We start from the raw sequence: 23206 nt of genomic DNA on the forward strand, positions 1-23206 counted from the left end.
GATCTCGGAAGCGTCAGACCGCGGGGACCAGTCGGCCACCAAGGTGAATGCCGCACTCGGTCTTGTCCACGCCGGACCAGCGGCCGGACCGCGCGTCCTTCCCCTCCTCCACGGGCGACGTGCAAGGCCAGCAGCCGATCGACGGATATCCCTGGGCGACCAGCGGATGCCTTGGCAGCGCGTGCACCACGGCATGATCCTCGATCTGTTCGGCGCTCCATCCTGCCAGAGGGTTGATCCGCAGTTGCCCGTCCAGCACCTCGAAGGCCCCCAGCGCCCGGCGGGTCCCGGCCTGATAGCGTTTGCGCCCGGTGATGAGCGCGTCGAACGCCGCCGATGCCCGGGCCAGAGGCCGGACCTTGCGCAGATCGCAGCAGGCGTCGGCGTCGGTGCGCCACAGGTCGTCCGTTGGATCGATGTCGACCCGTTCTTCCGCGTCCGGCACGACCAGGCGAACGTCGGTCAGGCCCAGCCGCTCTGTCAGTTCGCGCCGGTACTGCAGCGTCTGCAGGAAATGCTGGCCGGTCTCCAGAAACAGCACCGGCGTGTCCGCGCGCGTCCGGGCGATCAGGTCCAGAAGCACCGCCGCTTCTGCCCCGAACGACGACAGGGCCGCGATCTTCAGGCCGGACACCGCGAACGCCGCGCGCAGGATATCGACCGGCTCCGATGCGCCGAACTTTGCGTTCAAGGTCGCCGCCAGGGTATCGAGGTCAGGTTTCGCTGCGGCCGCTCGCCGTCGCCAGGCAGGCACTGCATCGTCGACGGCGGGCTGATAGACCACATCGAACGCCGCCAGCATTCGCTGCCACGGCGCGGCGTCGTCGCCGACCGGCCGCTCCACGGCATCGAAGCCTGAGCGCATCAGATGCCGCGCCTGGTCGGGCAAGACATGCCCCGCCGCCACCAGCCGCCCGGTCCAGCCCCGCTCGCGCAGGATGGACGCCAGCGAAAATCCACGGCCATCGCGAAACGCGCCGAACTCCAGCACCAGCGTCTCGACCCCGACCACCGCCGCCTCGAGCTCGGCGAGCGGGATCGACACCGGCAGCCTCAGACCCGGAACTGTCGGCTCAAGCAGCAGCATCGATCGTCTCATAGATGGCCTGGCGAAAGGGGTCGGCCCCGACCCGGCGGACCGTGTCGATGAACCGCTCGCCTTCGCTGCGGATCACCAGATAGCGGTCCAGCGCCCGCTGGATGGCCGGGGCGACCGCGTCGGCGGGCAGGCTGCGCCCCACGATCTCGCCGAGGGCCGCCTGTTCGTCGGGCGAACCGCCGACGGTGATCTGGTAGTATTCCTCGCCCTTTCGATCGACGCCCAGCACGCCGATGTGGCCGACGTGGTGGTGGCCGCAGGCGTTGATGCAGCCGCTCATGTTGATCCGCACCGGACCCACATCCTCTTGCCACGCCATGTCCGCCAGCCTGCGCGACAGATCCTGCGCCACGGGGATGGAGCGGGCGTTGGCCAGGCTGCAGTAATCCAGGCCCGGGCAGGCGATGATGTCGGTGACCAGGTCCGCGTTCGCCGTCGCCAGCCCTGCCTCGCGCAGTGCCCGCCACAGCGCGGGCGTATCGTCCAGCCGGACGTGGGGCAAAACGAGGTTCTGCTCATAGGCGGCGCGCACCTCGTCGAACGAGAACCGCTCGGCCAGATCGGCCACCGCCTCCATCTGCGCCGCCGTGATGTCGCCGGGGACGCCATCGACGGGCTTCAACGAGATCACCACGCTGGCGTATCCCGGCTGACGATGACGCCGCACATTGTTCCGGCTGAACCGCGCGAAGTCCGGATCGGCCAGCACCGCTCGATCGAAAGCACCCGACACGCGCGGCAAGTCGGCGAACGGGGGCGGCGCGAAATAGGCGCGGATGCGGGCCATCTCGGCGTCGGGGATGCGCAAGTCTTCCTGACGCAGGGTCGCGAACTGGCGCTCGACCTCCTCGCGAAAGGCATCGATGCCCAGCGACGCGACCAGGATCTTGATCCGCGCCTTCTGATTGTTGTCGCGCCGGCCCAGCAGGTTGTAGGCCCGCAGAATGGCCGTCAGATAGGCCAGGATCTCCGAACCCGGCACCGCCGCCGCGATCTCCTGCCCGATATACGGAAGTCGCCCCTGCCCGCCCCCAACATAGACCTGGAATGCCGTCCCGCCATCGGCACCACGCACGATCCGCAGGCCGACGTCATGGGTCCGGATCGCCGCCCGATCCTTTTCGGCGCCGATCACCGCGATCTTGAACTTGCGGGGCAGGAAGCTGAACTCCGGATGGATCGTCGACCATTGGCGCAGGATTTCGCACCATGGCCGGGGGTCCTCGATCTCGTCGTCGGCGGCACCGGCGAAGACGTCGGTGGTGACGTTCCTGATGCAGTTGCCGCTGGTCTGGATGGCGTGCATCTCGACCTCGGCCAGTTCGGTCAGGATCGCGGGCAGGTCGCTCAATGCGGGCCAGTTGAACTGGATGTTCGTGCGTGTGGTGAAGTGGCCGTAGCCCTTGTCGTAGGTCCGGGCGATATGGGCCAAGCGCCGCATCTGGGTGCCGTTCATCACGCCATAGGGCACCGCGACCCGAAGCATGTAGGCGTGCAGCTGCAGATAGACGCCGTTCATCAGCCGCAGCGGCTTGAACGCGTCCTCGGTCAAGGCACCGGACACGCGGCGATCGACCTGATCGCGGAACTCCTCCACCCGCTGGCGCACCAGGGCGGCGTCGAACTCGTCATAGCGATACATCAGGCGGCCTCGCTCGACAGGCTGTTACCCACGGTCGGGCCGGCGGAGCGGATCGATTCCTTCAGCCGGTCGCGGCCCGACGGCGTATGGCCACTCACTGCGATCAGATAGGGGTTCACGAAGACTTCGGGTCGTCCCGCCGCGATGGCCAGCGCCGCATCGGCCGTATCGTCGTCGAAGGTCGCAGCCTGCCCGATCGCTTCCACAGCCCGACCGCCTTCACCCAGATACAACACCCGCCCGTCGCTCAGCCGGTTCGCGGTGACGATCCTCACGCGGCCGCCTCCGCCCGCACGTCCAGTTGCGCCGCGCTGAAGGCCGCGCATTCGCCGACGAACAACAGGGCCGGGCCCGTCAGGTTCGAACGCGCGACCAGTGCGCCCAGATCGTCCAGCCGTCCGGTGATGACCCGCTCGTCCGGCCGCGAGCCGTTCTCCACGATGGCGACGGACGTCGCGCCCGACCGTCCCGCCGCGATCAGCGATGCCGCCGTCTCGCCCGCCCGGCCCGCGCCCATATAGATGGCCAGCGTCTGGTTCGCCCCCGCCAGCCGCTGCCAGTCCGGAGCCACACCGCCCGGCTTTTCCTGAGCCGTGACGAAGGTCACCGATTGCGCATGGTCCCGGTGCGTCAGAGGAATCCCCGCAGACGCCGCGCAAGCCAGGGCCGCCGTGACGCCCGGCACCACGAAGACCGGCACGCCCGCCGTGCGCATGGCCTCCAGCTCCTCGCCGCCGCGCCCGAACACGAAGGGGTCGCCGCCCTTCAGCCGCACGACGCGCTGACCGGCGCGCGCCTCCTCGATCATCAACTGCTCGATCTGATCCTGAGGTACCGAATGGTCGCCGCGCGTCTTGCCGACATACAGCCTGCGGGCATCGCGGCGGGCGCGCGCCAGCACCGCCTCGGGCACCAGCCGGTCGTGGATGATGACGTCGGCGTCCTGCAGCACCCGCAGCGCCTTCAGCGTCAGCAGTTCCGGATCGCCCGGCCCCGCCCCCACGATATGGACCACGCCCTGCTCCGGTGCCGCCACGTTCAGCAGCCGCAGCATCTCGCGCCGCGCCTCGGAGACCTTGCCGGCCCCGACCAGATCGGCCGCCGCGCCACGGAACGCCCGCTCCCAGAAACGGCGCCGCGCCAGGAAGTCCGGCACCGTCGCCTTGACCGTATCGCGCAGCTCGCCCGCCAGTTTTGCCAACGGCCCGAGCGCAGCCGGCAGAACCGCCTCGATCTTCGAACGCAGGTCGCGGGCCAGGATCGGCGCGGTGCCACCCGTGGCGATGGCGACAACGATCTGGTCGCGGTCGATCAAAGCCGGCGTCTGGAAATCCCCGAGCGCGGGGCGGTCCACGACATTGACCTGGGCCCCCACACCCCGCGCCACGCTCGCCAGCCGCGCCGCCTTGGCCGCGTTCTCCACCGCGATGAAGACCAGCCTGGCGCCCGCCAGGTCATCGGCGTCCGGCATCCGCAGTTCCGGCGCGGGCCCACCGCGCGGCATCGACGCCGGTTCCGGCAGGGCATCGGGCGCGAACCACAGCACCTCCGCGGGGCTGTCGATAAACAGGCGCAACTTCGCCAGGGCCGCCTCGCCCCCGCCAATGACGACGACGCGGGCATGATCCAGGGGAATGGAAGCGAGAAAGACACGCATGACGAAAGCTCCCGCCGGGCCTGCGAACAACGGTCCGACGTGCGGTTCCTATCGACCTGTCGCGGTGGGGGTCACAAATCAGATTGTCTTCGCATTGCTGATAGGATTTCTAGGGGTATGGCCAGACCCCTGCTCCCCCTCAATGCCCTGCGCGCTTTCGAGAGCGCCGCGCGGCATCTGAACTTCACTCGCGCCGCCGACGAGCTGTCCGTCACGCCGGGCGCCGTCAGTCAGCAGATCCGTCTGCTTGAGGACACCGTGGGCGGCCCCCTGTTCAAGCGCGAGGCCAAGGGGCTGCAGATCACCGACCTGGGCCGCGCGGCCGCGCCCCTGCTGCGCGAGGGGTTCGAGCGATTGATGGACGCCTCGGCCCTGCTGCGCGAGCCGCCGCGCCGACGCCAGATCTCGGTCAGCGTCGCCCCCAGCTTCGCCGCAAAATGGCTGATGCCGCGCATGGACGACTTCCACGCCGCCCACCCGGAGATCGAGGTGTGGATTTCCGCCGACATGGAGCCGGTCGATCTGGCCGAGGGCGCGGCCGATCTGGCCGTCCGCTATGGCCCCGGCAACTACGGCGGCCACGTCGCCCAGTTGCTGATGACCGAGACGGTCCTGCCCGTTTGCGCCCCGCGCCTGATGAAGGGCGACCATCCGATCCAGTCGCCGGCCGACCTGGTCCATCATACCCTGCTGCATGACGTGTCGTCCGACGCGGATCCCAGCCGTCCCGACTGGGCCATGTGGCTGAAGGCGCGCAAGGTCCGCCATCCCGATCCGCGCCGGGGCTCGCGTTATAACCAGTCCAGCCTGCTGATCGAGGCGGCCATCGCCGGACGCGGCGTGGCGCTGGCCAAACGCACCCTGGCCCAGGCCGACCTCGCCGCCGGTCGCCTCGTCGCGCCCTTCGCCGATGGATCAGAGGCCGTGGGATTCGCCTATTATGTGATCATGCCCCGCGACCGCCCGGCCTCGGCCAGCGCCCTCGCCTTCACCGCCTGGCTGAAGCGACAGGCCGTCGATCACGACAACAACATGGACACCCTGTAGGCGGCTTCAGCTTTTCTATCACCGCCGCCGAACAATCCTCGTTCGACGCCCGCATGAAGGTCCGGCACTGCACAGCCTCGCCGAGGACCTGCCGTGCACGCCGACCTGACCCTGACCACGCCGCTTTCGCCCCGGACCGCGCCCCGGCCCAACGCCCACCTGCGCCGTCTCGAAAGCGAGGCCATCGAGATCATCCGCGAGGTCGCCGCGACGGCCCGCAATCCGGTCATGCTGTATTCGATCGGAAAGGATTCGGGCGTGATGCTGCACCTGGCCCGGAAAGCCTTCTTCCCGGCACCGATCCCCTTCCCGCTTCTGCACGTCGATACGACCTGGAAATTCCGGGAGATGATCGAGCATAGAGACGCTATCGCCGACCTGTATGGCGTGCGTCTGATCGTGCACATCAACCCCGACGGCGCGGCGCAAGGCATCGACCCCATCCGCTCCGGCGCGGAAACCCACACCCGTGTGATGAAGACCGAGGGCCTCAAACAGGCGCTGGAACGGCATGGTTTCGATGCGGCCTTCGGCGGGGCGCGACGCGACGAGGAAGCCTCGCGCGCCAAGGAGCGCATCTTCTCGGTCCGCAACGCCGTCCACGCCTGGGAGCCCAGGCTGCAAAGGCCCGAACTCTGGCGGCTGTACAACACGCAGATCGGTCCGGGCGAATCCCTGCGGGTCTTCCCCCTGTCCAACTGGACCGAGCGCGATGTCTGGGAGTACACCCGCGCCGAAAACATCGCGATCGTCCCACTGTATTTCGCCGCGTTGCGCCCCACCGTGATCCGCCAGGGTCAATTGATCGTCCGCGACGACGAGCGAATGCCCTTGCTGCCGGGCGAGGTGCCCCAGTTGCGCCGCGTCCGCTTCCGCTCCCTGGGGTGCTATCCGCTGAGCGCCGCCGTCGAATCCGACGCCACGACGCTGGACGCCGTCATCTCCGAACTGAACGCCAGCCGCCACTCCGAACGTCAGGGTCGCCTGATCGACGGAGACGGCACGGGCTCGATGGAGATGAAGAAGCGCGAGGGCTACTTCTAGTGGACGGCACGACCTTTGCCGTTCGCCCCCCGCCCCCGCCTGCCGGGTCGCGCGACCTGCTGCGGTTCCTGACCTGTGGCTCGGTCGACGACGGCAAATCCACCCTGATCGGTCGCCTGTTGTTTGACCTGGGACAGGTGCCCGAGGACCAGCTGGCCACCCTTCGGAAGGACTCGCGCCGTTTCGGCACCGATGGTGACGCCGCCGACTATGCCCTGCTGCTCGACGGTCTGTCGGCCGAGCGCGAACAGGGCATCACCATCGATGTCGCCTATCGCTATTTCTCGTCCCCCCGGCGCAGTTTCATCGTCGCCGACACGCCCGGTCACGCCCAGTACACCCGCAATATGGCGACCGGGGCCTCGACCTGCGACCTGGCGGTCATCCTGGTCGATGCGACCAAGGGCCTGTCCGAACAGACCCGCCGTCACAGCCGCATCGTCGCCCTGTTCGGCATCCGTCAGGTCATCCTTGCCGTCAACAAGATGGATGCGGTGAATGGCGACGCCGCCGTCTTCGACGCCATCCAGGCCTCCTATGCCGAGGTGGCCCGCGACCACGGTCTGACCCAGGTCACGGCCATTCCGATCAGCGCCCGGCATGGTCACAATCTGGTCCGCCGCTCCGCCACGACGCCCTGGTACAGCGGTCCGACCCTGATCGAGGCGCTGGAGATCGCCGACACGCAACCGGCTGGCCACGACGCCGCATTCCGGCTGCCGGTCCAGTACGTCAGCCGTCCGGACGAAAAGTTCAGGGGCTACAGCGGCTCCATCGCCTCCGGACGCATCGCCGTGGGCGACGCGATCGTCGTCGCTCCCTCGGGCCGCACCGCCCACGTCGCCAGCATCGTCCGCGCGGGCGAATGGGCCGAGACCGCCCAGGCCGGGGACGCCGTCACCCTGGTGCTCGACCGGGATCTGGACATCGCGCGCGGCGACGTCCTGGCCCCACCCACGGATCGCCCCGCCGCCGTAGATCGGCTCTCGGCCCGCCTGCTGTGGATGGACGAGGCCCCTCTGGATCCGGCCCGCAGCTATCTGCTGCGCATCGGCACCGCCCTGGTCCCCGCCCGGCTGAGCGCCGACGACGGCGGCACCGTCGCCCTGGCCATGAACGAGATCGGCGACCGGGTTATCCAGACGACCGGGCGCGTCGCCTTCGACACCTTCGCCGACCACCCTGGCACAGGAGCCCTGATCCTGATCGACCGGGACACCCATGCCACCGTCGCAGCCGGAACCGCGCTCGCCCCCCTCGGTCAGCCGACCGACATTCACCGCGTCGCCCCGGCTGTCGATCGCGCGGCCCGGGAACATCGGAATGGCCACCGCGGGGCCGTCGTCTGGATGACCGGCCTGTCCGGTTCTGGAAAGTCGACCATCGCCGCCGCGCTGGAGCGCCACCTCCACGCCGGCGGGATCCGTACAGTGGTGCTGGATGGCGACAATTTGCGGCACGGCCTGAACCGCGATCTGGGGTTCTCCGACGCCGACCGATCGGAAAACGTTCGTCGCGTGGCCGAGGTCGCCCGCCTGTTCGCCGGGACCGGGGTCGTCGCGATCTGCGCCCTGATCTCGCCCGCTCAGGCCCAGCGTGCCCACGCCCGGTCGATCTGTTTTGATACACCCTTCCTCGAAGTGTTCATCGACACCCCGCTCGACCTGTGCCGCGCCCGCGACCCCAAGGCCCTGTATGCCCGTGCAGAAAGAGGGACGATCATCGGCCTGACAGGCGTCGGCTCGGGCTACGAGGCCCCGGTGACCCCCGACCTCACGCTGCCCACCGCCGATCTGACGCCCGAGGACGCCGCGCGCGCCGTCGCCGACCAGCTGGTTCGGCTGGGTGTCGTCGGGACGATCTGAGCGCTCTTTCGGGGCGAGAGGGGATGACGCGCCTGGAGGGAGGTGCGATGGCTATCCCATCGTCGCGAACACCCGTCTGCCCTCCCCACGCCCCTATCCCCGCCCATGGCCGAACGCACCATCAACAAGCTGGGACACCGCATCGGCGCGCGAGGCGGACGGACGCGCGCGGCCATCCTCGATGCCACCCGTCGGCTTCTGGAGCGGCACCATCTGGGAGAGCTGCGTGTCGCGGACCTGGCGGCCGAGGCCGGTGTGTCGCCGTCAAACTTCTACACCTACTTCAAGACGGTCGAGGAACCCGTTCTGGCGCTATGCGAGGCCGCTGCCACCGACTTCCAGCCGCTGTCGCGCCACCTGGACGGTGACTGGTCGGCGGAACAGGCCTTTGCGGCCGCGCGTGCCTATGTCGTCGACGTACTCATGATCTGGCGCGACCACGGGCCCGTCCTTCGCATCGAGCACATGCTGGCCGACAAGGGACAAATCGGGTTCGTCGAAGCCCGCGTGCGCCGTCTGCGCCGGGTCCATTTGTCGCTGGAGCGCCGGATCGCGGTGGCCCATGCCACTGGCTATCACGCCCCCGGTCTTGACCCCCGACTGGCTTCATATGAAGTCGCCAACCTGGTCGAGTCGGTGGCGGCCGGGTTCGAGCTGATGCGACGCGGCGACACGCCGTCCGATGCGATCCTGGACACCACCGCCCACATCGTCGTGAAGCTGGTCACGGGACGATAGGACGCCGCCTTCACCCGCCGATCGGCCCGTAGAGCCAGGTCAGCCAGACGCCGATCGCGAGCAGGGTGCCGAAGGGCAGACGGTCCCCGCCGGACACCTTGCGCCGCGTGATCAGCAGTGTCAGCACCACGCTGAACCCCGCCGCGCAGGCCCAGAGCAGCACGCTGGGCAGGCCTATCCAGCCGACCCAGGCCCCGACACCCGCGAACAGGATGGGATCGCCGCCACCCAGCCCATCTCGCTTGCGGATCAACCGATACAGGGCCGCCAGAACCCATAGCGCCCCGAAGCCGAACGCCGCCCCGATCAGTTGGGGGATTGGCCAGTCGTGCGCGATGACCCCCGCCGCGATCAGGCCGCTCGCGATCAGCGGCAGGGTCAATTCGTCCGGCAGCCAGAAATTCTCCGCATCGATCAGGGCGATCAGCAGCAGTTGCCACCCCAGGACGGCGGTTGCCCCCACCATGATCCACCCGATCTCGGCCCCGAACAGCCCGGCCCAGACTCCGATGGTCGCCCCTCCGCACTCGATCAGCAGATAGCGCGGCGACACCGCCGCCCCGCACAGGGCGCACCGCCCGCGCTGCACCAGCCAGCTGACCACGGGCACCAGCTGCCAGGCCTTCAGCGGTGCCTCGCAGCTCATGCAATGGGACCGGCCGAAGATGATGTCCTCGTCGCGCGGCATGCGGACCGTCACGGCGGCGATGAAGCTTCCGACGATCAGGCCCAGCAGGCCCATGAGGATGGCGATGACGAAGGGCGTGGGCACCAATCCGGCTTAGCCCGCTTCGGGGCTCAGCCGCCACCCAGGGCGACGGCGGTGTGATAGGTCACGAAGGCCGCGCCATAGGCCAGGGCGAACATGTAGGCGATCATGACCCACATCCATTTCCAGCTGTTCAGCTCGCGCTTGACCACGCCAAGGGTCGCAACACACTGCGGCGCGAAGACGTACCAGGCCAGGAAGCTGAGGCCCGTCGCCAGCGACCACTGCGCCGCCAGGGTGGCACCCAGCAGACTGCCGGCGGCTTCTGGATCGCCGATGGCATAGACGGTGCCCAGCGCCGCCACCGCGACCTCGCGCGCCGCCATGCCGGGCACCAGGGCCACCACCATCTGCCAGTTGAAGCCGATCGGCGCGAACAGCGGCTCCAGCGCATGGCCGATCATGCCCGCGAACGACCAGTCGATGGCCGGCCCGACCGCGCCTTGGGGCGGATAGGGGAAGGTCGACAGGGCCCACACGACGATCATCAGCGGCAGGATGATCCGTGCTGCCCGCGCCATGAAGATGCGCGCCCGGATCCACAGGTTGATCGCCACCGATTTCACGTCGGGCGTCTTGTAGGCCGGCAGTTCCATCATGAAGGGCTCGACCGCCCCTCTCCAGAAAACCTTGCGGATGACGAACGACACCAGCAGGGCGCTGACGATCCCGACGGCGTAAAGGCCGAACATCACCAGCCCCTGCAGATTGGCGAAGCCCCAGACGGTCCGGCTTGGAATGAAGGCGGCGATGATCAGCGTGTAAACCGGTATGCGCGCCGAACAGGTCATCAGCGGCGCCACCATGATGGTCGTCAGCCGATCGCGCTTCGCATCGATCACCCGCGCCGCCATGATCCCCGGAATGGCGCAGGCGAAGCTGGACAGCAGGGGAATGAAAGCCCGCCCATGCAGCCCTGCCCCGCCCATGATCCGGTCCATCAGGAAGGCGGCCCGGGCCATGTAGCCGAAGTCTTCCAGAACGATGATGAACAGAAACAGGATCAGGATCTGGGGCAGGAAGACCAGCACTGATCCCACACCGGCGATGACGCCATCGACCAGCAGGCTCTGCGCCAGCGGCCACACGGGGCCGGTGTCCGGCATAACCGATGCGACGCCGACCCCGAGCATGGAGAAGCCCGTCTCGATCCCGTCCATCAGGGGCGTCGCCCAGGTGAAGACGGCCTGGAACATGACGAAGAGCAGCACCATCAGGATGGCCAGTCCGGCGACGGGATGCAGCAGAACGCCGTCGATCTTGCCCGTCAGGGTGTCCGGCCGCTCGGGCGGGCGCACGCAATCGCGCATGATCTGCTCGGCCCGGCGATGGGCCCCGCGCAGGGCGTCGGCATCGGGCGCGGTCCAGCCGTCGCCCGCCGACATCCAGCCCGGTCCGGCGGCCGTCTCGATGCCCTCGACCAGTTCGACGATGCCCCGCTTGCGCGTGGCCACGGTGGTGAAGATCGCCACGTCCAGCTCGCGCGACAACCGCTCCAGATCGATCCGCAGGCCCTGGCGCTGGGCGATGTCGTACATGTTGAGCGCCAGCACCATCGGCCGCCCGACCGCCTTCAGCTCCAGGATCAGCCGCAGCACCAGCCGCAGGTTGGTCGCATCGGCCACGGCCACGATGACGTCGGGCACGGCCTCGCCCTGAAGGCGACCCAGCACGGCGTCTCGGGTGACTTCCTCGTCCGGGCTGCGGGCGCGCAGGGAATAGGTGCCGGGCAGATCGAGCACCGACATCGACCGGCCGGATGCGGCCAGCACGCGGCCCTCTTTCCGTTCGACGGTGACGCCGGCGTAGTTGGCGACCTTCTGGTGGGCCCCGGTCAGAGCGTTGAACAGCGCGGTCTTGCCCGAGTTGGGATTGCCGACCAGCGCGACCCGGACGGGCCTGACGGCGACGTCCATCCTATTCGGCGGCTTCCGCGAACAGCTCTATGGTCAGGCCGCGCGCCTCGCGACGACGCAAGGCGACGCGCATGTCATCGACCTTCAGCGCCATCGGATCCTTGCCAATCGCACCCTGGTGCAGCAGCTGGATCACGGCACCTTCGACGAGGCCCAGTTCCAGCAGGCGACGTTCCAGTTCGGCCCCGTGCTCGTCGCGAGCATCCGCGCCGACCCGGGTGATGACACCCCGGTCGCCCAGACGCGCTTCGGACAGGGAAATGACGTTGCTCATGACGCTCGCCTTACCGGAGATCGACTTGCATCTCCGTTACTGCGAACGCTTATCAGACGCGTAAGCGGTTCGTCCAGTGGCAGATTGTCTCCTCTCCGTTCGCCGCTCGGCGAATGGGGAAGTGAATGCGAGCCCTTGCGAGCAGACGGAGGGGTTCTGAGTGCTGGCCAAGAACCCCTCCGTCACTCCGCCGCCGCAGGGACCGGATCGTTGGCGGTCGCTTCCTGAGCTTCCCATTCCTCGATCTTGCGGGCCGTGTATTCCGGCGACTTGGTGAAGCGGGCCAGGGCCCCGTAGATCACCGGCACCACGAACAGGGTCAGCAGGGTCGAGAACATCGCGCCGGTGAAGATCACCACACCGATGGTCTGGCGACTGCCCGCCCCGGCGCCCGACCACAGCACCAGCGGCAGGGCCCCGAACGCCGTGGCGATCGAGGTCATGATGATCGGCCGCAGACGCAGCGACGAGCTCTCGATGATCGCCTCGGTGATCGACCGGCCCTGGTCGCGCAGCTGGTTGGCGAACTCCACGATCAGGATGCCGTTCTTGGCCGCGATGCCGATCAGGATGATCAGACCGATCTGCGAATAGATGTTCAGGCTGGACCCGGCCATGAACAGGCCGAACAGCCCGCCCGCCGCCGCCAGCGGCACCGTCAGCATGATGACCGCCGGTGTGATCCAGCTTTCGAACTGCGCCGCCAAAACCAGGAACACCAGCAGCAGAGCCAGTGCGAAGGCCCATGCCACGGCCCCGCCCGCCTCCTGCTGATCCCGCGCGGCGCCACCGTACTGGATGTTGACGACACCCTTGGGCTGCTCGGCCACCTGGGCGTTCATGAAGGCCACCGCGTCGGCGATCGTCGTGCCCGGGTTAAGGTCGGCCGACAGGGTGATGGCCCGCTGACGGTCCAGTCGCCGACGGTCCGGCGTGTCGCCACTGGTCTTGGTCGTGACCACCGACGACAGCGGAACCAGCGCGCCCGACCCGGCACCGACATACAGCGTCTCCAGATCGGACAGCGACGACCGGTCCTCGCGATCCGTCTGCAGGATCACATCGTATTCCTGACCGCCCCGGATATAGGTCGTGGCCAGCCGGGATCCGAACATGGTCTCCAGCGTACGCCCGATCTCCTGGGCGGAAACGCCCAGAGCGGCCGCCTTTTCGGGATCGACTTCGACCAGCAAGCGCGGAGCGTTCGGTTCATAGTTCAGGCGCGGTCGTGAGAAGCCAGCGTTCTCCTGTGCCGCCGCCAGCACGGGCTGCAGCCAGTTATAGATTTCCCTGTAATCCGTCCCCGTTGCGACGAGCTCGATCGAATTGCCGGTGTTGCCGCCGCGCTGGAAGGCACCCGGCACCGAGGCGTTCACCTGGGCACCCGTCTGGCCGCGCAGCTTGCCATTCAGCTCCTGGGCGATCTCGTCGGCGGACCGGTCGCGCTCGGACCAGTCCTTCAGGATCAGGGAGGCGTTGCCCGAGTTGAAGCTGCCGCCGCCGAAACCCGGAGAGGAGATCAGATAGCTTTCGACCTCACCGTTGTTCTTGTACTCCGCCAGGATCGGCTCCAGCCCCAGCATGATCTTCTTGGTGTAGTCGAAGCCCGAACCCTCGGGCCCCTGCACGCGCACCTGGACGCGACCGCGATCCTCGGGCGGCACCAGTTCGTCGGGCAGGGTCAGGAACATGGTCGCCGCCCCCGCGCCCACCAGCAGGATGACCAGCGACACGCCGATGACCGCCACCCGCTTGCCGACCAGCATCTTCAGCGAGTCGGCATAGGAGTTCTTCAGGCCGTCCATGGCCCAGTCGACCTTGCGCGCGACCCATCCAGACCCGGCGGCGGGCCGCAGAATCTTGGAGGCCAGCATCGGCGACAGGCTGAGCGCCAGGAAGGCCGAGAAGGCCACCGCGGCCGCGATGGCCGCCGCCAGCTCCACGAACAGACGCCCGACATACCCCGGCAGGAACAGCAGCGGCGCGAACACCGACAGCAGTGTGATGGTGGTGGCGATGACGGCGAAGAAGACCTGTCGCGTGCCCCGTTCGGCCGCGACCAGCGGCGGCTCGCCGTGGTCCAGGCGTCGCTGGATGTTCTCGACCACCACGATGGCGTCGTCCACCACCAGACCGATGGCAAGAACGAGCGCCAACAGCGTCAGCAGGTTCAGCGAGAAGCCCAGAGGAGCCAGGACGATGAAGGTCGACAGCAGGCAGATCGGGGCCACGATCGACGGAATCAGCGCCGCGCGCAGGCTTCCCAGGAAGATGAAGTTCACCAATGCGACCAGCGCCATCGAAATGCCGATGGTGATCCAGACCTCGTCGATGGCGTGAGAGGTGAAGACCGAGTTGTCGGACCCGACCACCAGTTCGGTCCCCTCGGGCAGGCTCGGCTTGATCTCGTCGACCAGCGCCGTGACCCCCTTGGAGATTTCCAGGTCATTCGACTGAGCCTGACGGGTCACGGCCAGACCGATCTGATCCAGCCCGTTGCCCCGGAACAGACGCCTCGACTCGGCTGGAGCCTCCTCGACGCGGGCGATGTCCCCCAGACGGGTCACATAGCTTGCCCGGGGCTGCAACGCGCCGCTGGCCCCCGATCCGTTCGGGATCGAGCCGGTCGATACCGAACCGGACGCGCCTGCCGACCCGATCGACGCAGAACCCGTCGTGCCGATCGGCAACTGGGCGAAATCCTGCGCCCGCGCATAGGTGCGCGCCACGCGGACGGTGTAGTCCTTGTCGGTCGATTCCAGCGCGCCGGCCGGAAGTTCCACGTTCTGGGCGCTCAGCGAACTCTCGACATCCGAAACGGTCAGGCCGCGCGCGCCCATGGCGTCGGCGTCCAGCCAGATGCGCATGGCATAGCGCTGCTCGCCATAGATCTGGGCCTGGGCCACGCCCGGCACTGTCGCCAGACGGTCGAGCAGATAGCGGTCTGCATAATCCGTCAGCTCCAGCCGGTTCATCGACGACGACCGCAGGAACAGGATCATGATCGGCTGGCTGTCGGAGTCGGCCTTTGCCACCTCCGGCGGCTGGGCCTGGTCGGGAAGGCGCCCCTGCACCCGGCTGACGCGGTCACGCACGTCGGACGCGGCTACGTCGATGTCGCGGTCCAGGCCGAACTCGATGGTGACGCTGGATCGGCCGTCACGGCTGGACGAGGTGATGCGTTCGACGCCCTGGATGCCGGCGACCTGCTGCTCGATCGGCTCGGTGATCCGGTTTTCGATGACCTCGGCGGAGGCCCCGGCATAGCTGGTCGACACCGACACGATCGGCGGATCGACGTCCGGGAGCTCGCGCACCGGCAGGAAGAAGAAGGCCGCGGCCCCGATCACGCACAGCACGATAGCGGCCACGGCCGCCAGCACCGGCCGCCGGACGGAAACGTCGGACAGCATCATCGTGCAGCCGCCTGCGGCTGCGCGGCTGTATTCGGAGCAGCCGCCTGCGACGGTGCGGCTGCGTTCGGGGCCGCTCCGGCGCGACGCGCCCCGCCGGCTCCGGCCACGGTCACTGGGGCGTTGGGCTGGATGCGGTTCAGGCCGCTGGCCACAACCCGGTCATTCGCGTTCAGACCAGAGACGATCTCGACAAAGCCGCCCTCCACGGCCCCGGTCTCGACCTCGACGCGCTGGGCGGTCGATCCCTTGTCGCCAGCCGCGATGCGATAGACGAAGGCTCCGTCGCCCTCGTACTGAACCGCCGCTTCGGGCACGGCCGGGGTCTGGCGCTGGCCCTGCTGGATGGCCACGCGCATCAGCATGCCCGGCCGGATGCGCCCGCCCGGATTGGGGAACTCGGCCCGCGCGGTCACCGCGCGGGTCGTCTCGTTGATGCGCGTGTCGACCAGGGCGATCCGCCCCGAAAACTGTTCGTTGCCATAGGCGTCCGCCGTGGCGGTGATGGAAAGCCCGGATCGCAGCACGCCGATGTAGCGCTCCGGCACCGGGAAATCGACGCGGATCACCGAAGTGTCGTCCAGCGTCGTGATGACCGCGCCGGGGCTGATCAGGGTTCCCGCCGTCACGGTGGACAGCCCCAGGGTCCCGGCGAACGGCGCGCGGATGACGCGGTCGCCCCGCCGCGCCTCGGCCGCCGCCAGCGAGGCACGGGCCGTCGCCAGCGTCGTCTGTGCTTCCTCCGCCGTCACGCGCGGCGCGACGCCCCGTTCAGCCAGTCCCTGGTAACGCTCGTATTCCCGCTCGGCCTGGGCGACGTTGGCGCGCGCCTGGATGATCCCGGCGTCTTCTTCGCGCGCCTGCAGCTCGACGAGCGCGGTTCCCGCCGCGACCCGCTGACCATCGGAGAACATCACCCGCGTGATCAGTTCCGAGCTGTTGGATGTGATGTTGACCGACCGCCGGCCGCGCGCGACGCCCAGCACGTTGATCTGGTCGCTGAAGGGTCGCTGGGCCACCACGGCCGCCTCGACCGCCTGTCCTCTCCCGCCGCCCCGGCCTCCGGCCCCGCCGCCTGAGCCGCCGGCACCCGCCTCGTCACCGGCGAAGGCCACGCGCATCACGGCGGCCACGATCATCAGACCCAGGACCACGGCCGCGGCGACGAGAAAGAAATGACGTTTGATCACGCGGGCACCGACTCCTGATTGCACGTCGGACGGCATAGCCGTTCCGCTTCGCGAGGCAACTTAAAGAGTTTGTAACGTGAGCCGTTCCGGTTTCCGTCGCGGCATTCCACCACGGGGCCCGGACGTCAGAATCGCCGCCAGAGCGCGATCGTCGGACCTTCGGCCCGTGGTGTTTCCCGTCCCGCCACCGTTCGTCGCCATCCCGCCTGGATGCTCCACGGTCCGATATCACGCACGATCGAGGTCTCGACCGAGAGCCAACGCGCCCCGTCATCGTCCGTGACGCCGCCGAAGGCCTGGCCCAACAGCATCCACCCCTCGGCGAACCGGTTGCCGATCGTGACGTCCGCCCGCGTTTCGTCCGGCAGGCCGTCCCGCATCCGACGCGCAGCCTGAACCTCGACGAAAGAGCGACCGGGCACGAGCCGATCGACCCAGCCCGCCCCGTCTCCGAACGACCGGCCGGCCGAGGCTCGCACCTCCCAGTCCTGATCCCCGATGCCGGGTGCCGCATAGCCCGCGTTGCGCCCCTCGCCCGCGACCGCATATCCGGCATACAGGCTGACGGCCGCCCGGTCGTCGCGCCACGCCTGCCAGGTCAGTCCGATCTCGGCGGGTCCGCGTCCCTCGTAATCGACGAAGGCATCTTCGCCCGACTGCCAGTCGCCCTTGAACTGGACGGTCAGCCGATCCGTAATGCCGTATTCCGCGAACACGCCGAGGGCCCGGTCACGGCGCGTGTCGGGCAAGGACAAGACGGCACCCGAGGGGTCATAGCCGTCTTCGGCACGCATGATCTCGGCCTTCACGATGACCTGGGACCGACCCTTTTTCTGCGTCCATGCCCCGGCCTCGACGGACGACGACGCCACCGCCGCGAGCACAAGGCCCACGAGGCAGCGGCAGAGCATCAGGCGTCGTAGCCGGGCGATTTCCGATCCAGCAGGCGCAGCGCGCCGGGCCAGGCCAGGCTGGAAACGAAGCCGATCCCCTTGCCCTGCTCCCTGGTCTCGGCCTGCGCGGCATCCGGGGCCATCAGGACGTGCTCGCGTCCCCCCGACAGCGCCGCCACCTGCTGGGCGCAGGCCCGCTCCAGGAAGAACATCCCGACCCACGCCGCCGCAGCGGTCTGGCCCACGGCCAGCGTGCCGTGGTTCCTCAGCAGCATCAGCGGCTTGTCGCCGAGATCCGCCACCAGCCGCTCGCGCTCGTCGTGGTTCAGGGCCAGTCCCTCATAGCCGTGGTAGGCCACCTGGTGCTGAAGCAGGCAGGCGTTCTGGCCGATGGGCAGCAGTCCTTCCGCCTGCGCCGCCACGCCCACGCCCGCCACGGTGTGCAGATGGATGACGAAATGCGCGTCCTCGCGCGCCGCGTGGATGGCCGAGTGGATCGTGAAACCCGCCGGGTTGATGAAGCTCTGCGTCTCCTGAACGACGTTTCCCTCCAGATCGACCTTCACCAGAGACGAGGCGGTGATCTCCTCGAAATAGAAGCCATAGGGGTTGATCAGGAAGTGATGCTCCGGCCCCGGCACCCGGGCGGAGATGTGGGTGAAGATCATGTCGTCCCAGCCGTGCAGGGCGACCAGCCGGTAGAGGGCGGCCAGATCGACCCGCGCCTGCCATTCCTCTGCCGACACGCGGGACTTGAGGCTCTGTGCGGCACCGTCGGCCATGGTTCACTCCTGATCGTCGATCACACGACCGTGCGCCAACCCTCGCTCCAACCTCGAGTGGGGTCAAGCCGGGCTGGATTCAGGCTTGCTTAACCAAGTTTTCACGACCTCAAGGTCAAGCTGGCAGGCGTTCGGAGACCTTCCGACCGGAGCCCGCCGTGACCGCTGTCCTTCGCCTGACGACGCCCCCGCCCTCCGATGCGGAGACGCTGACATCGGCGTCGCGTCTGCTGGAACTCGCCAAAGGCAAGACCACCGACGACCGACGACGGCTGCTTCTGGGCATCGCCGCCCTGTGCGACGCGTCACCGCCGGGTGCCGAGGCGTCTCCCGTACTGGGCGAAATCTTCATGGTCATCGCCCGTCAGGCCGAGCGCGATATCCGAAAGGCCCTGTCGGAATGCCTGGCCTCGGCCGAATGGGCTCCGCCGGCGCTGATCGCGATGCTGGCCCTGGACGAAATCGAGATCGCCCGCCCCGTCATCGCCGCCAGCCCCCTGCTGAAGGATCAGGACCTTCTGCGCGTCCTGCTGGAAGCCACCCTCGAGCATCAGATCGAGGTGGCGCGCCGCCCCAACATCGGCGGCAGCGTGGCCGACGCCATCATCGACCGGGGCGAGCCGGCCACCCTGACCGCCCTGGCCGGCAACCGGACCGCCCAGATCAGCGACGACGCCCTTGGACGGCTGATCGAACACTCTCGCCGCATCGCGGCGTTGCGCGCCCCCCTGACCCGCCATCCGCGGTTGAACGACGCCCTGGCGACCCAGCTCTATCAATGGGTCGGTCAGGCCCTTCGCGAGGCCATCGGCGAGCGTTTCCGGGTCGATGAGACCAAACTCGCCACCGCCATCGACACGGTCACCCGACCGCCCCTGGCCGAACCCAAGGGCATCGAGGACGCCGCCGCCGTCGTCGACAAGGAAGAAATGGAACGCCGGCTGGTCGCCAAGCTGCAGGGCGCGGGCCAGCTGCGTGCGGGCTTTTTGATCCGCGCCGTCCGCGAAAAGCGCCTCAGCCTGTTCGAGCACGGCGTCACGGCGCTCAGCGGGTTCACGATCGATCAGGTCCGCGCCGCCATCGTGCGCCCCAGCCCCGACGCCCTGTTCCTTCTGTGCGCCGCCGTCGGCATCGACCGGGCCGTCTTCCCAGCCGTGCTGGACGAAATCCGGGCACTGAGCGACGGATGGCCGGGCGACGGCGACGTTGGCTTACATGGCCGCATGTCCCTGCCGCCGTCGGCCGCGGCACGGGAATTCCGCGCCCTGATGGGCCACGTCGGCGGCTGACCCGGCGAAACGCCGTTTGACTTCGCTGGTCGCCTCGGCTTCTCGTGGTGCGGTGAACGCTCCGACCTCAACGCCCCGGCTGGCCTTCTGCGCGAGCGATCGACCCGAGGCTCTGGAAGCGCGCGAGCGCCTCTCCGCCCTCTACGGGACGGTCTCCGAAGCCGAGGCGGACGTGATCGTCGCCCTCGGTGGCGATGGCTTCATGCTGGAGACCCTTCACGCCAATCTGACGCGCCGCACGCCCGTCTACGGCATGAACCGTGGGTCGGTCGGGTTTCTGATGAACGACTACGAGGAGGACGGCCTGCTGGAACGGATCGGCTCGGCCGGTCGCGCCGTCATTCACCCGCTTCAGATGGATGCCTGGACCGAAAGCGGCGCGGTCCACACCGGCCTGGCCATCAACGAGGTGTCCCTGCTGCGCCAGACCCGCCAGTCCGCCAAGCTCAAGATCAGCGTCGACGGCAAGGTGCGGCTGGAGGAGCTGTCCTGCGACGGCTGCATGGTCGCAACGCCCGCCGGCTCGACGGCCTACAACCTTTCCGCCCACGGCCCGATCATCCCGCTGGACGCGCGGATGCTGGCCCTGACGCCCATCAGCGCGTTTCGACCCCGCCGCTGGCGCGGTGCCCTGCTGCCCCATCGCGCCCGGGTGGAGTTCGAGGTTCTGGAGGCGGACAAGCGGCCGGTCAGCGCAGTCGCCGACAGCCTGGAGATTCGACGCGTGGTGAAGGTCGCGGTCAAGGAACGGCGCGACGTCGCCCTGACCATGCTGTTCGATGCCGGCCGCTCGTTCGAGGAACGCGTCCTGGCCGAACAGTTCACGGCCTGAAGGCAGGTCACGGCTTCTTAAGAGGGGCTGTGCAATCTGCGATCACGACGTTCGCAGGAGTCCACCGTGAGCAACCCGGCTCAAGTCACCCGTCCGCCCAACATGCTGCGCGCCAAGGTCGGCGGCGGCTTCAGCGGTATCAACGCCGACGCCATCGCCCGCGCCGAAGAGGCTCTGAAGGCGATGTCGGGCCAATTCGGTCAGTGGCTGCAGGACGAGATCACCAAGCTGGACGCCGCCCAGGCCGCGATCCGCGCCGAGGGCTACAACGCCAAGACCGCCGAAGGCCTGTATTTCCGCGCCCATGACCTCAAGGGTCTGGGGGCCACCTATCAGTATCCGCTGGTCACGCGGTTGGCTGGATCGCTGTGCAAATTGATGGATGATCCGATCAAGCGCATGGACGCGCCCATGGTCCTGATCGACGCCCACATCGACGCCATCCGTGCCGTCGTCCGCGATCAGATCCAGACCGACGACCATCCCACTGGCCGCGTCCTGTCTGAAACCCTCGAAGCCAAGGTCGCCGCCCACCGGGCGGGCTGAACCCCGGCGCACAGGCAGAGCGAACTCTACGCCGCGTTCGCCGCCACCAGCCGGGTCGACGTTTCCGACGGCCGGTCCAGCCGCTCCATCAAATAGGCCAGATCGTCGCGCGACGTGTTCGGCCGCTGGGTCAGGAACCGCTCAAGCATCCGTTCGCGGAACGCCTCGCCCGTCGTGTCGGCACCCTCCGCCGACAGCTGTCGCCATGTGTCGACGCCGGCACGGAAGGCCTGGAACAGCCGTGGCGGCAGCCCGGCCCGATCATAGATCGCCTTCAGCCCCAGCGGACCCGCGTCGTGCACCATCAGCCATGCGCGCTCGTGCGGGGTGGAGGCCAACTCCGCCAGACCGTGCTCGAACAGGGTCATCTGCCCCCGCGCCAGCGCCCGAAGCAGCAGCGATCCTGTCAGGGCGCGCCGCGCGTTCAACTGACCGACAAAGGTTGCGATGTCCTGCGTCGTCGCGGCCTGGTCGATCAGATCGACGGTGGCCCGTTCGCGCGCGAAGGTCGACAGCCGGATGGCGGTCTCGGGGGCCACGGCGTGGCGGGTCACCAGGTGGTGGCGCACGGCCTCGCTGGCCAGGGCGACCAGCCGCTCGGTGATGTCCAGCGGCAGCACCTGCCGGTAAGCCAGGGCGGCCACGACCTCGGGCACCGACCCGAACCGGTCCACGACGGTGCCCATGGCGCCTTCGGAAATATCGGCGTTGTCGTTGGACGCCAGCGTCCGCACCGACTGTTCGCACCCATCCCGGCTCAGGGCGTCGGCGACGTCACGAGACACCTTCGGTCGCGCAGCCACGGCGACCTGACGCACGGCCGATCCGGCCTTCACGATCTCGATCAGGTCGTCGTCGGTGAAGACGGGCGACGATCCGATGATCGGCAGGGCGATGGAATCAACGTCCGCCGCCAGCAGTCGCGCCACGTCGTGCGGCAGCAGGTCCGAGCTTTTCAGCGTCACGGCCAGGGCTCGCCGCACCAGTTCGGCCGCATCCTGGGCCAGGACGCGCATGATCTTCTGCGCGGCCTCGCGGTCGGCGTCGTCCAGATCGATTCGGTCGATGCTGCGGCACAGCTTGTGCGCAGCCGAGGCCCGTTCGTCCTCGTCCGTCGCCTTGATCAGGCGGCGGATGTCGAACTCGGTCAGGCGGGCGCGATAGGCGGTCATGGGGGCTCGGATCGTGAGTCGCGGAGGACGATCAATACCGTGAGCCTGCTTGCTTAACGCGCGGTTTACCACCCGCCGCCGGATACCGAATCCGAGCCGGCCCCGAAGGCCTTGGTGAAGCCGCCGGCCTTCTGGTCGCCTTCTTGCCCCAACAGCAGCGCCAGCAGGCCCTGATCCTGTTTCAGACGGTCCATCCGCGCGGCGATGGCGGCGTCCTTTTCGTCGAGCGCCGGTAGGCTGGCCCCGCCCGACCCCATCGCCGGTGCCCCCTCGCCGGCCGTGCGCTGCAGGTTGGCGTGCACCTCGGCCACCGTCGCCGCCCGCCCGTCACGATAGAAGATAGAGCGGTTCGCCGCCGCCGCCTGCGGGAACATGGCCGCCGCATTGGCACCCGGCCGCGCCTCCATGGCCTCCATGATCTGCGCCGCCCCCGCCGGTCCCAGGAAATGCGCGGCATACAGGTCGCCCGCGCCCGGCTCGCGCCCCGTCCGCCCGCGCAGATAGGCGGCATTCGAGGCCGTCAGCTCGCCCGCCATGGTCGAGGCGGCCTGAGGGTCGAACCTCAGGTCCAGCACCACGTTCCGCGCCGACCCGCTGACCTGCCAGCGTCCGTCCGATCCCCGGTGGATCAGGTCGGCGTACTGACCGTAACCGTGCTGCGCTCCGTGCTGTTTGACGGTCGCCAGCCAGGTCTGCTCGATGAACTGAAAAAGGCCCGCCGCCGATGACGTCCGTGCCTGGGCCGACGGGTTGAACGCGCTCTCGCGGCGCGCCGTCTTCATCAGGAAGTCGAAGTCCACGCCGGTCGCGCTGGCGGCACGACGGATCGCCGCCTCCACCCCGCCCGCTGCTGGAATCGCTCCGACGCTCATGGAGCAAGGCTCGGAGATCGTGGTTAATCGAGCGTTAATGTCCGTTAACGGCGTCAACACGTCGCGCTCATGCAGCGAGGCTCCGCGAGCCGAGCGTTAGCGCACTTATCATTGTTCAGTCAGAAACCGACGTTTCTTCTGCCCCATTCCCGCCATCAGTCGCGCG

General features: G+C 68.4%; 20 protein-coding genes. 7 read left to right on the forward strand and 13 right to left on the reverse strand.

Annotation, left to right across the window (positions count from 1 at the left end; all coding sequences use genetic code 11):
• Positions 1 to 13: 13 nt before the first annotated feature.
• Genes AC1DW4_RS11885 through cysG form a run of 4 tightly spaced genes read right to left on the reverse strand, consistent with a single transcriptional unit; the run spans position 14 to position 4398 of the window.
• The gene (locus tag AC1DW4_RS11885; RefSeq protein WP_477017474.1) at positions 14 to 1087 is read right to left on the reverse strand and encodes a phosphoadenylyl-sulfate reductase; all 1074 of its coding nucleotides are present in this window, start codon (positions 1085 to 1087) and stop codon (positions 14 to 16) included.
• Positions 1074 to 2741: a nitrite/sulfite reductase gene (locus tag AC1DW4_RS11890; RefSeq protein ID WP_477017475.1), complete on the reverse strand. Its 1668-nt coding sequence runs from the start codon at positions 2739 to 2741 to the stop codon at positions 1074 to 1076. Before AC1DW4_RS11890 ends, AC1DW4_RS11885 begins: the two co-directional genes overlap by 14 nt.
• Positions 2741 to 3016, reverse strand: a complete 276-nt coding sequence (locus tag AC1DW4_RS11895) for a DUF2849 domain-containing protein (RefSeq protein WP_477017476.1) — start codon at positions 3014 to 3016, stop codon at positions 2741 to 2743. The genes AC1DW4_RS11890 and AC1DW4_RS11895 overlap by 1 nt, the downstream gene beginning before the upstream one ends.
• Entirely contained in the window at positions 3013 to 4398 is a 1386-nt protein-coding gene (gene cysG, locus AC1DW4_RS11900) for a siroheme synthase CysG (RefSeq protein WP_477017477.1), read from the reverse strand. The genes AC1DW4_RS11895 and cysG overlap by 4 nt, the downstream gene beginning before the upstream one ends.
• A 117-nt stretch (positions 4399 to 4515) precedes the next feature.
• Between cysG and gcvA the strand changes: the two genes are divergently transcribed.
• The 4 genes from gcvA to AC1DW4_RS11920 all read left to right on the forward strand — a co-directional run bounded on the left by gcvA (position 4516) and on the right by AC1DW4_RS11920 (position 9092).
• Complete coding sequence (gene gcvA, locus AC1DW4_RS11905; protein ID WP_477017478.1) at positions 4516 to 5445, forward strand: transcriptional regulator GcvA; 930 nt, start codon at positions 4516 to 4518, stop codon at positions 5443 to 5445.
• A gap of 93 nt (positions 5446 to 5538) precedes the next feature.
• Positions 5539 to 6489, forward strand: coding sequence for a sulfate adenylyltransferase subunit CysD (cysD, locus tag AC1DW4_RS11910; protein WP_477017479.1), 951 nt, complete (start codon positions 5539 to 5541; stop codon positions 6487 to 6489).
• Positions 6489 to 8354, forward strand: coding sequence for an adenylyl-sulfate kinase (cysC, locus tag AC1DW4_RS11915; RefSeq protein WP_477017480.1), 1866 nt, complete (start codon positions 6489 to 6491; stop codon positions 8352 to 8354). Before cysD ends, cysC begins: the two co-directional genes overlap by 1 nt.
• 105 nt (positions 8355 to 8459) lie before the next feature.
• Entirely contained in the window at positions 8460 to 9092 is a 633-nt protein-coding gene (locus tag AC1DW4_RS11920; RefSeq protein ID WP_477017481.1) for a TetR/AcrR family transcriptional regulator, read from the forward strand.
• A 10-nt stretch (positions 9093 to 9102) separates the two neighbouring features.
• On the opposite strand, the gene AC1DW4_RS11925 is transcribed toward AC1DW4_RS11920, so the two are convergent.
• From AC1DW4_RS11925 to AC1DW4_RS11955, 7 genes are all read right to left on the reverse strand, one after another.
• Positions 9103 to 9864: a prepilin peptidase gene (locus tag AC1DW4_RS11925; protein WP_477017482.1), complete on the reverse strand. Its 762-nt coding sequence runs from the start codon at positions 9862 to 9864 to the stop codon at positions 9103 to 9105.
• 26 nt (positions 9865 to 9890) lie between these two features.
• Complete coding sequence (feoB, locus tag AC1DW4_RS11930) at positions 9891 to 11777, reverse strand: ferrous iron transporter B (RefSeq protein WP_477017483.1); 1887 nt, start codon at positions 11775 to 11777, stop codon at positions 9891 to 9893.
• A gap of 1 nt (position 11778) precedes the next feature.
• Positions 11779 to 12051: a FeoA family protein gene (locus AC1DW4_RS11935; RefSeq protein WP_477017484.1), complete on the reverse strand. Its 273-nt coding sequence runs from the start codon at positions 12049 to 12051 to the stop codon at positions 11779 to 11781.
• Between the two features lie 182 nt (positions 12052 to 12233).
• Entirely contained in the window at positions 12234 to 15464 is a 3231-nt protein-coding gene (locus AC1DW4_RS11940) for an efflux RND transporter permease subunit (protein ID WP_477017544.1), read from the reverse strand.
• Positions 15464 to 16654 carry an efflux RND transporter periplasmic adaptor subunit gene (locus AC1DW4_RS11945; RefSeq protein WP_477017485.1) on the reverse strand — a complete coding sequence of 397 codons (1191 nt, stop codon included), beginning with the start codon at positions 16652 to 16654 and terminating at the stop codon, positions 15464 to 15466. The genes AC1DW4_RS11940 and AC1DW4_RS11945 overlap by 1 nt, the downstream gene beginning before the upstream one ends.
• Positions 16655 to 16779: 125 nt before the next feature.
• Positions 16780 to 17526 (reverse strand): hypothetical protein, encoded by a 747-nt coding sequence (locus tag AC1DW4_RS11950; RefSeq protein WP_477017486.1) that lies wholly within the window; start codon positions 17524 to 17526, stop codon positions 16780 to 16782.
• A gap of 38 nt (positions 17527 to 17564) precedes the next feature.
• Positions 17565 to 18329: a class II aldolase/adducin family protein gene (locus AC1DW4_RS11955; protein WP_477017487.1), complete on the reverse strand. Its 765-nt coding sequence runs from the start codon at positions 18327 to 18329 to the stop codon at positions 17565 to 17567.
• 158 nt (positions 18330 to 18487) lie between these two features.
• On the opposite strand from AC1DW4_RS11955, the gene AC1DW4_RS11960 reads away from it, so the two are divergent.
• The 3 genes from AC1DW4_RS11960 (at position 18488) to AC1DW4_RS11970 (ending at position 20996) form a co-directional block, all read left to right on the forward strand.
• On the forward strand, positions 18488 to 19618 hold the full coding sequence (locus AC1DW4_RS11960) for a DUF2336 domain-containing protein (protein WP_477017488.1): 1131 nt from the start codon (positions 18488 to 18490) through the stop codon (positions 19616 to 19618).
• Positions 19619 to 19670: 52 nt separating this feature from the next.
• The gene (locus AC1DW4_RS11965; protein WP_477017545.1) at positions 19671 to 20450 is read left to right on the forward strand and encodes an NAD kinase; all 780 of its coding nucleotides are present in this window, start codon (positions 19671 to 19673) and stop codon (positions 20448 to 20450) included.
• A 66-nt stretch (positions 20451 to 20516) separates the two neighbouring features.
• Entirely contained in the window at positions 20517 to 20996 is a 480-nt protein-coding gene (locus AC1DW4_RS11970; protein ID WP_477017489.1) for an Hpt domain-containing protein, read from the forward strand.
• A gap of 26 nt (positions 20997 to 21022) precedes the next feature.
• Here AC1DW4_RS11970 and spbR read toward each other — a convergent pair whose 3' ends face one another.
• Both spbR and AC1DW4_RS11980 read right to left on the reverse strand, forming a co-directional pair.
• The gene (spbR, locus tag AC1DW4_RS11975; protein ID WP_477017490.1) at positions 21023 to 22168 is read right to left on the reverse strand and encodes a SpbR family protein; all 1146 of its coding nucleotides are present in this window, start codon (positions 22166 to 22168) and stop codon (positions 21023 to 21025) included.
• A 65-nt stretch (positions 22169 to 22233) separates the two neighbouring features.
• Positions 22234 to 23040, reverse strand: a complete 807-nt coding sequence (locus AC1DW4_RS11980; protein ID WP_477017491.1) for a transglycosylase SLT domain-containing protein — start codon at positions 23038 to 23040, stop codon at positions 22234 to 22236.
• Between the last annotated feature and the right edge of the window lie 166 nt (positions 23041 to 23206).

This window comes from Brevundimonas sp. P2_A6, assembly GCF_056404975.1.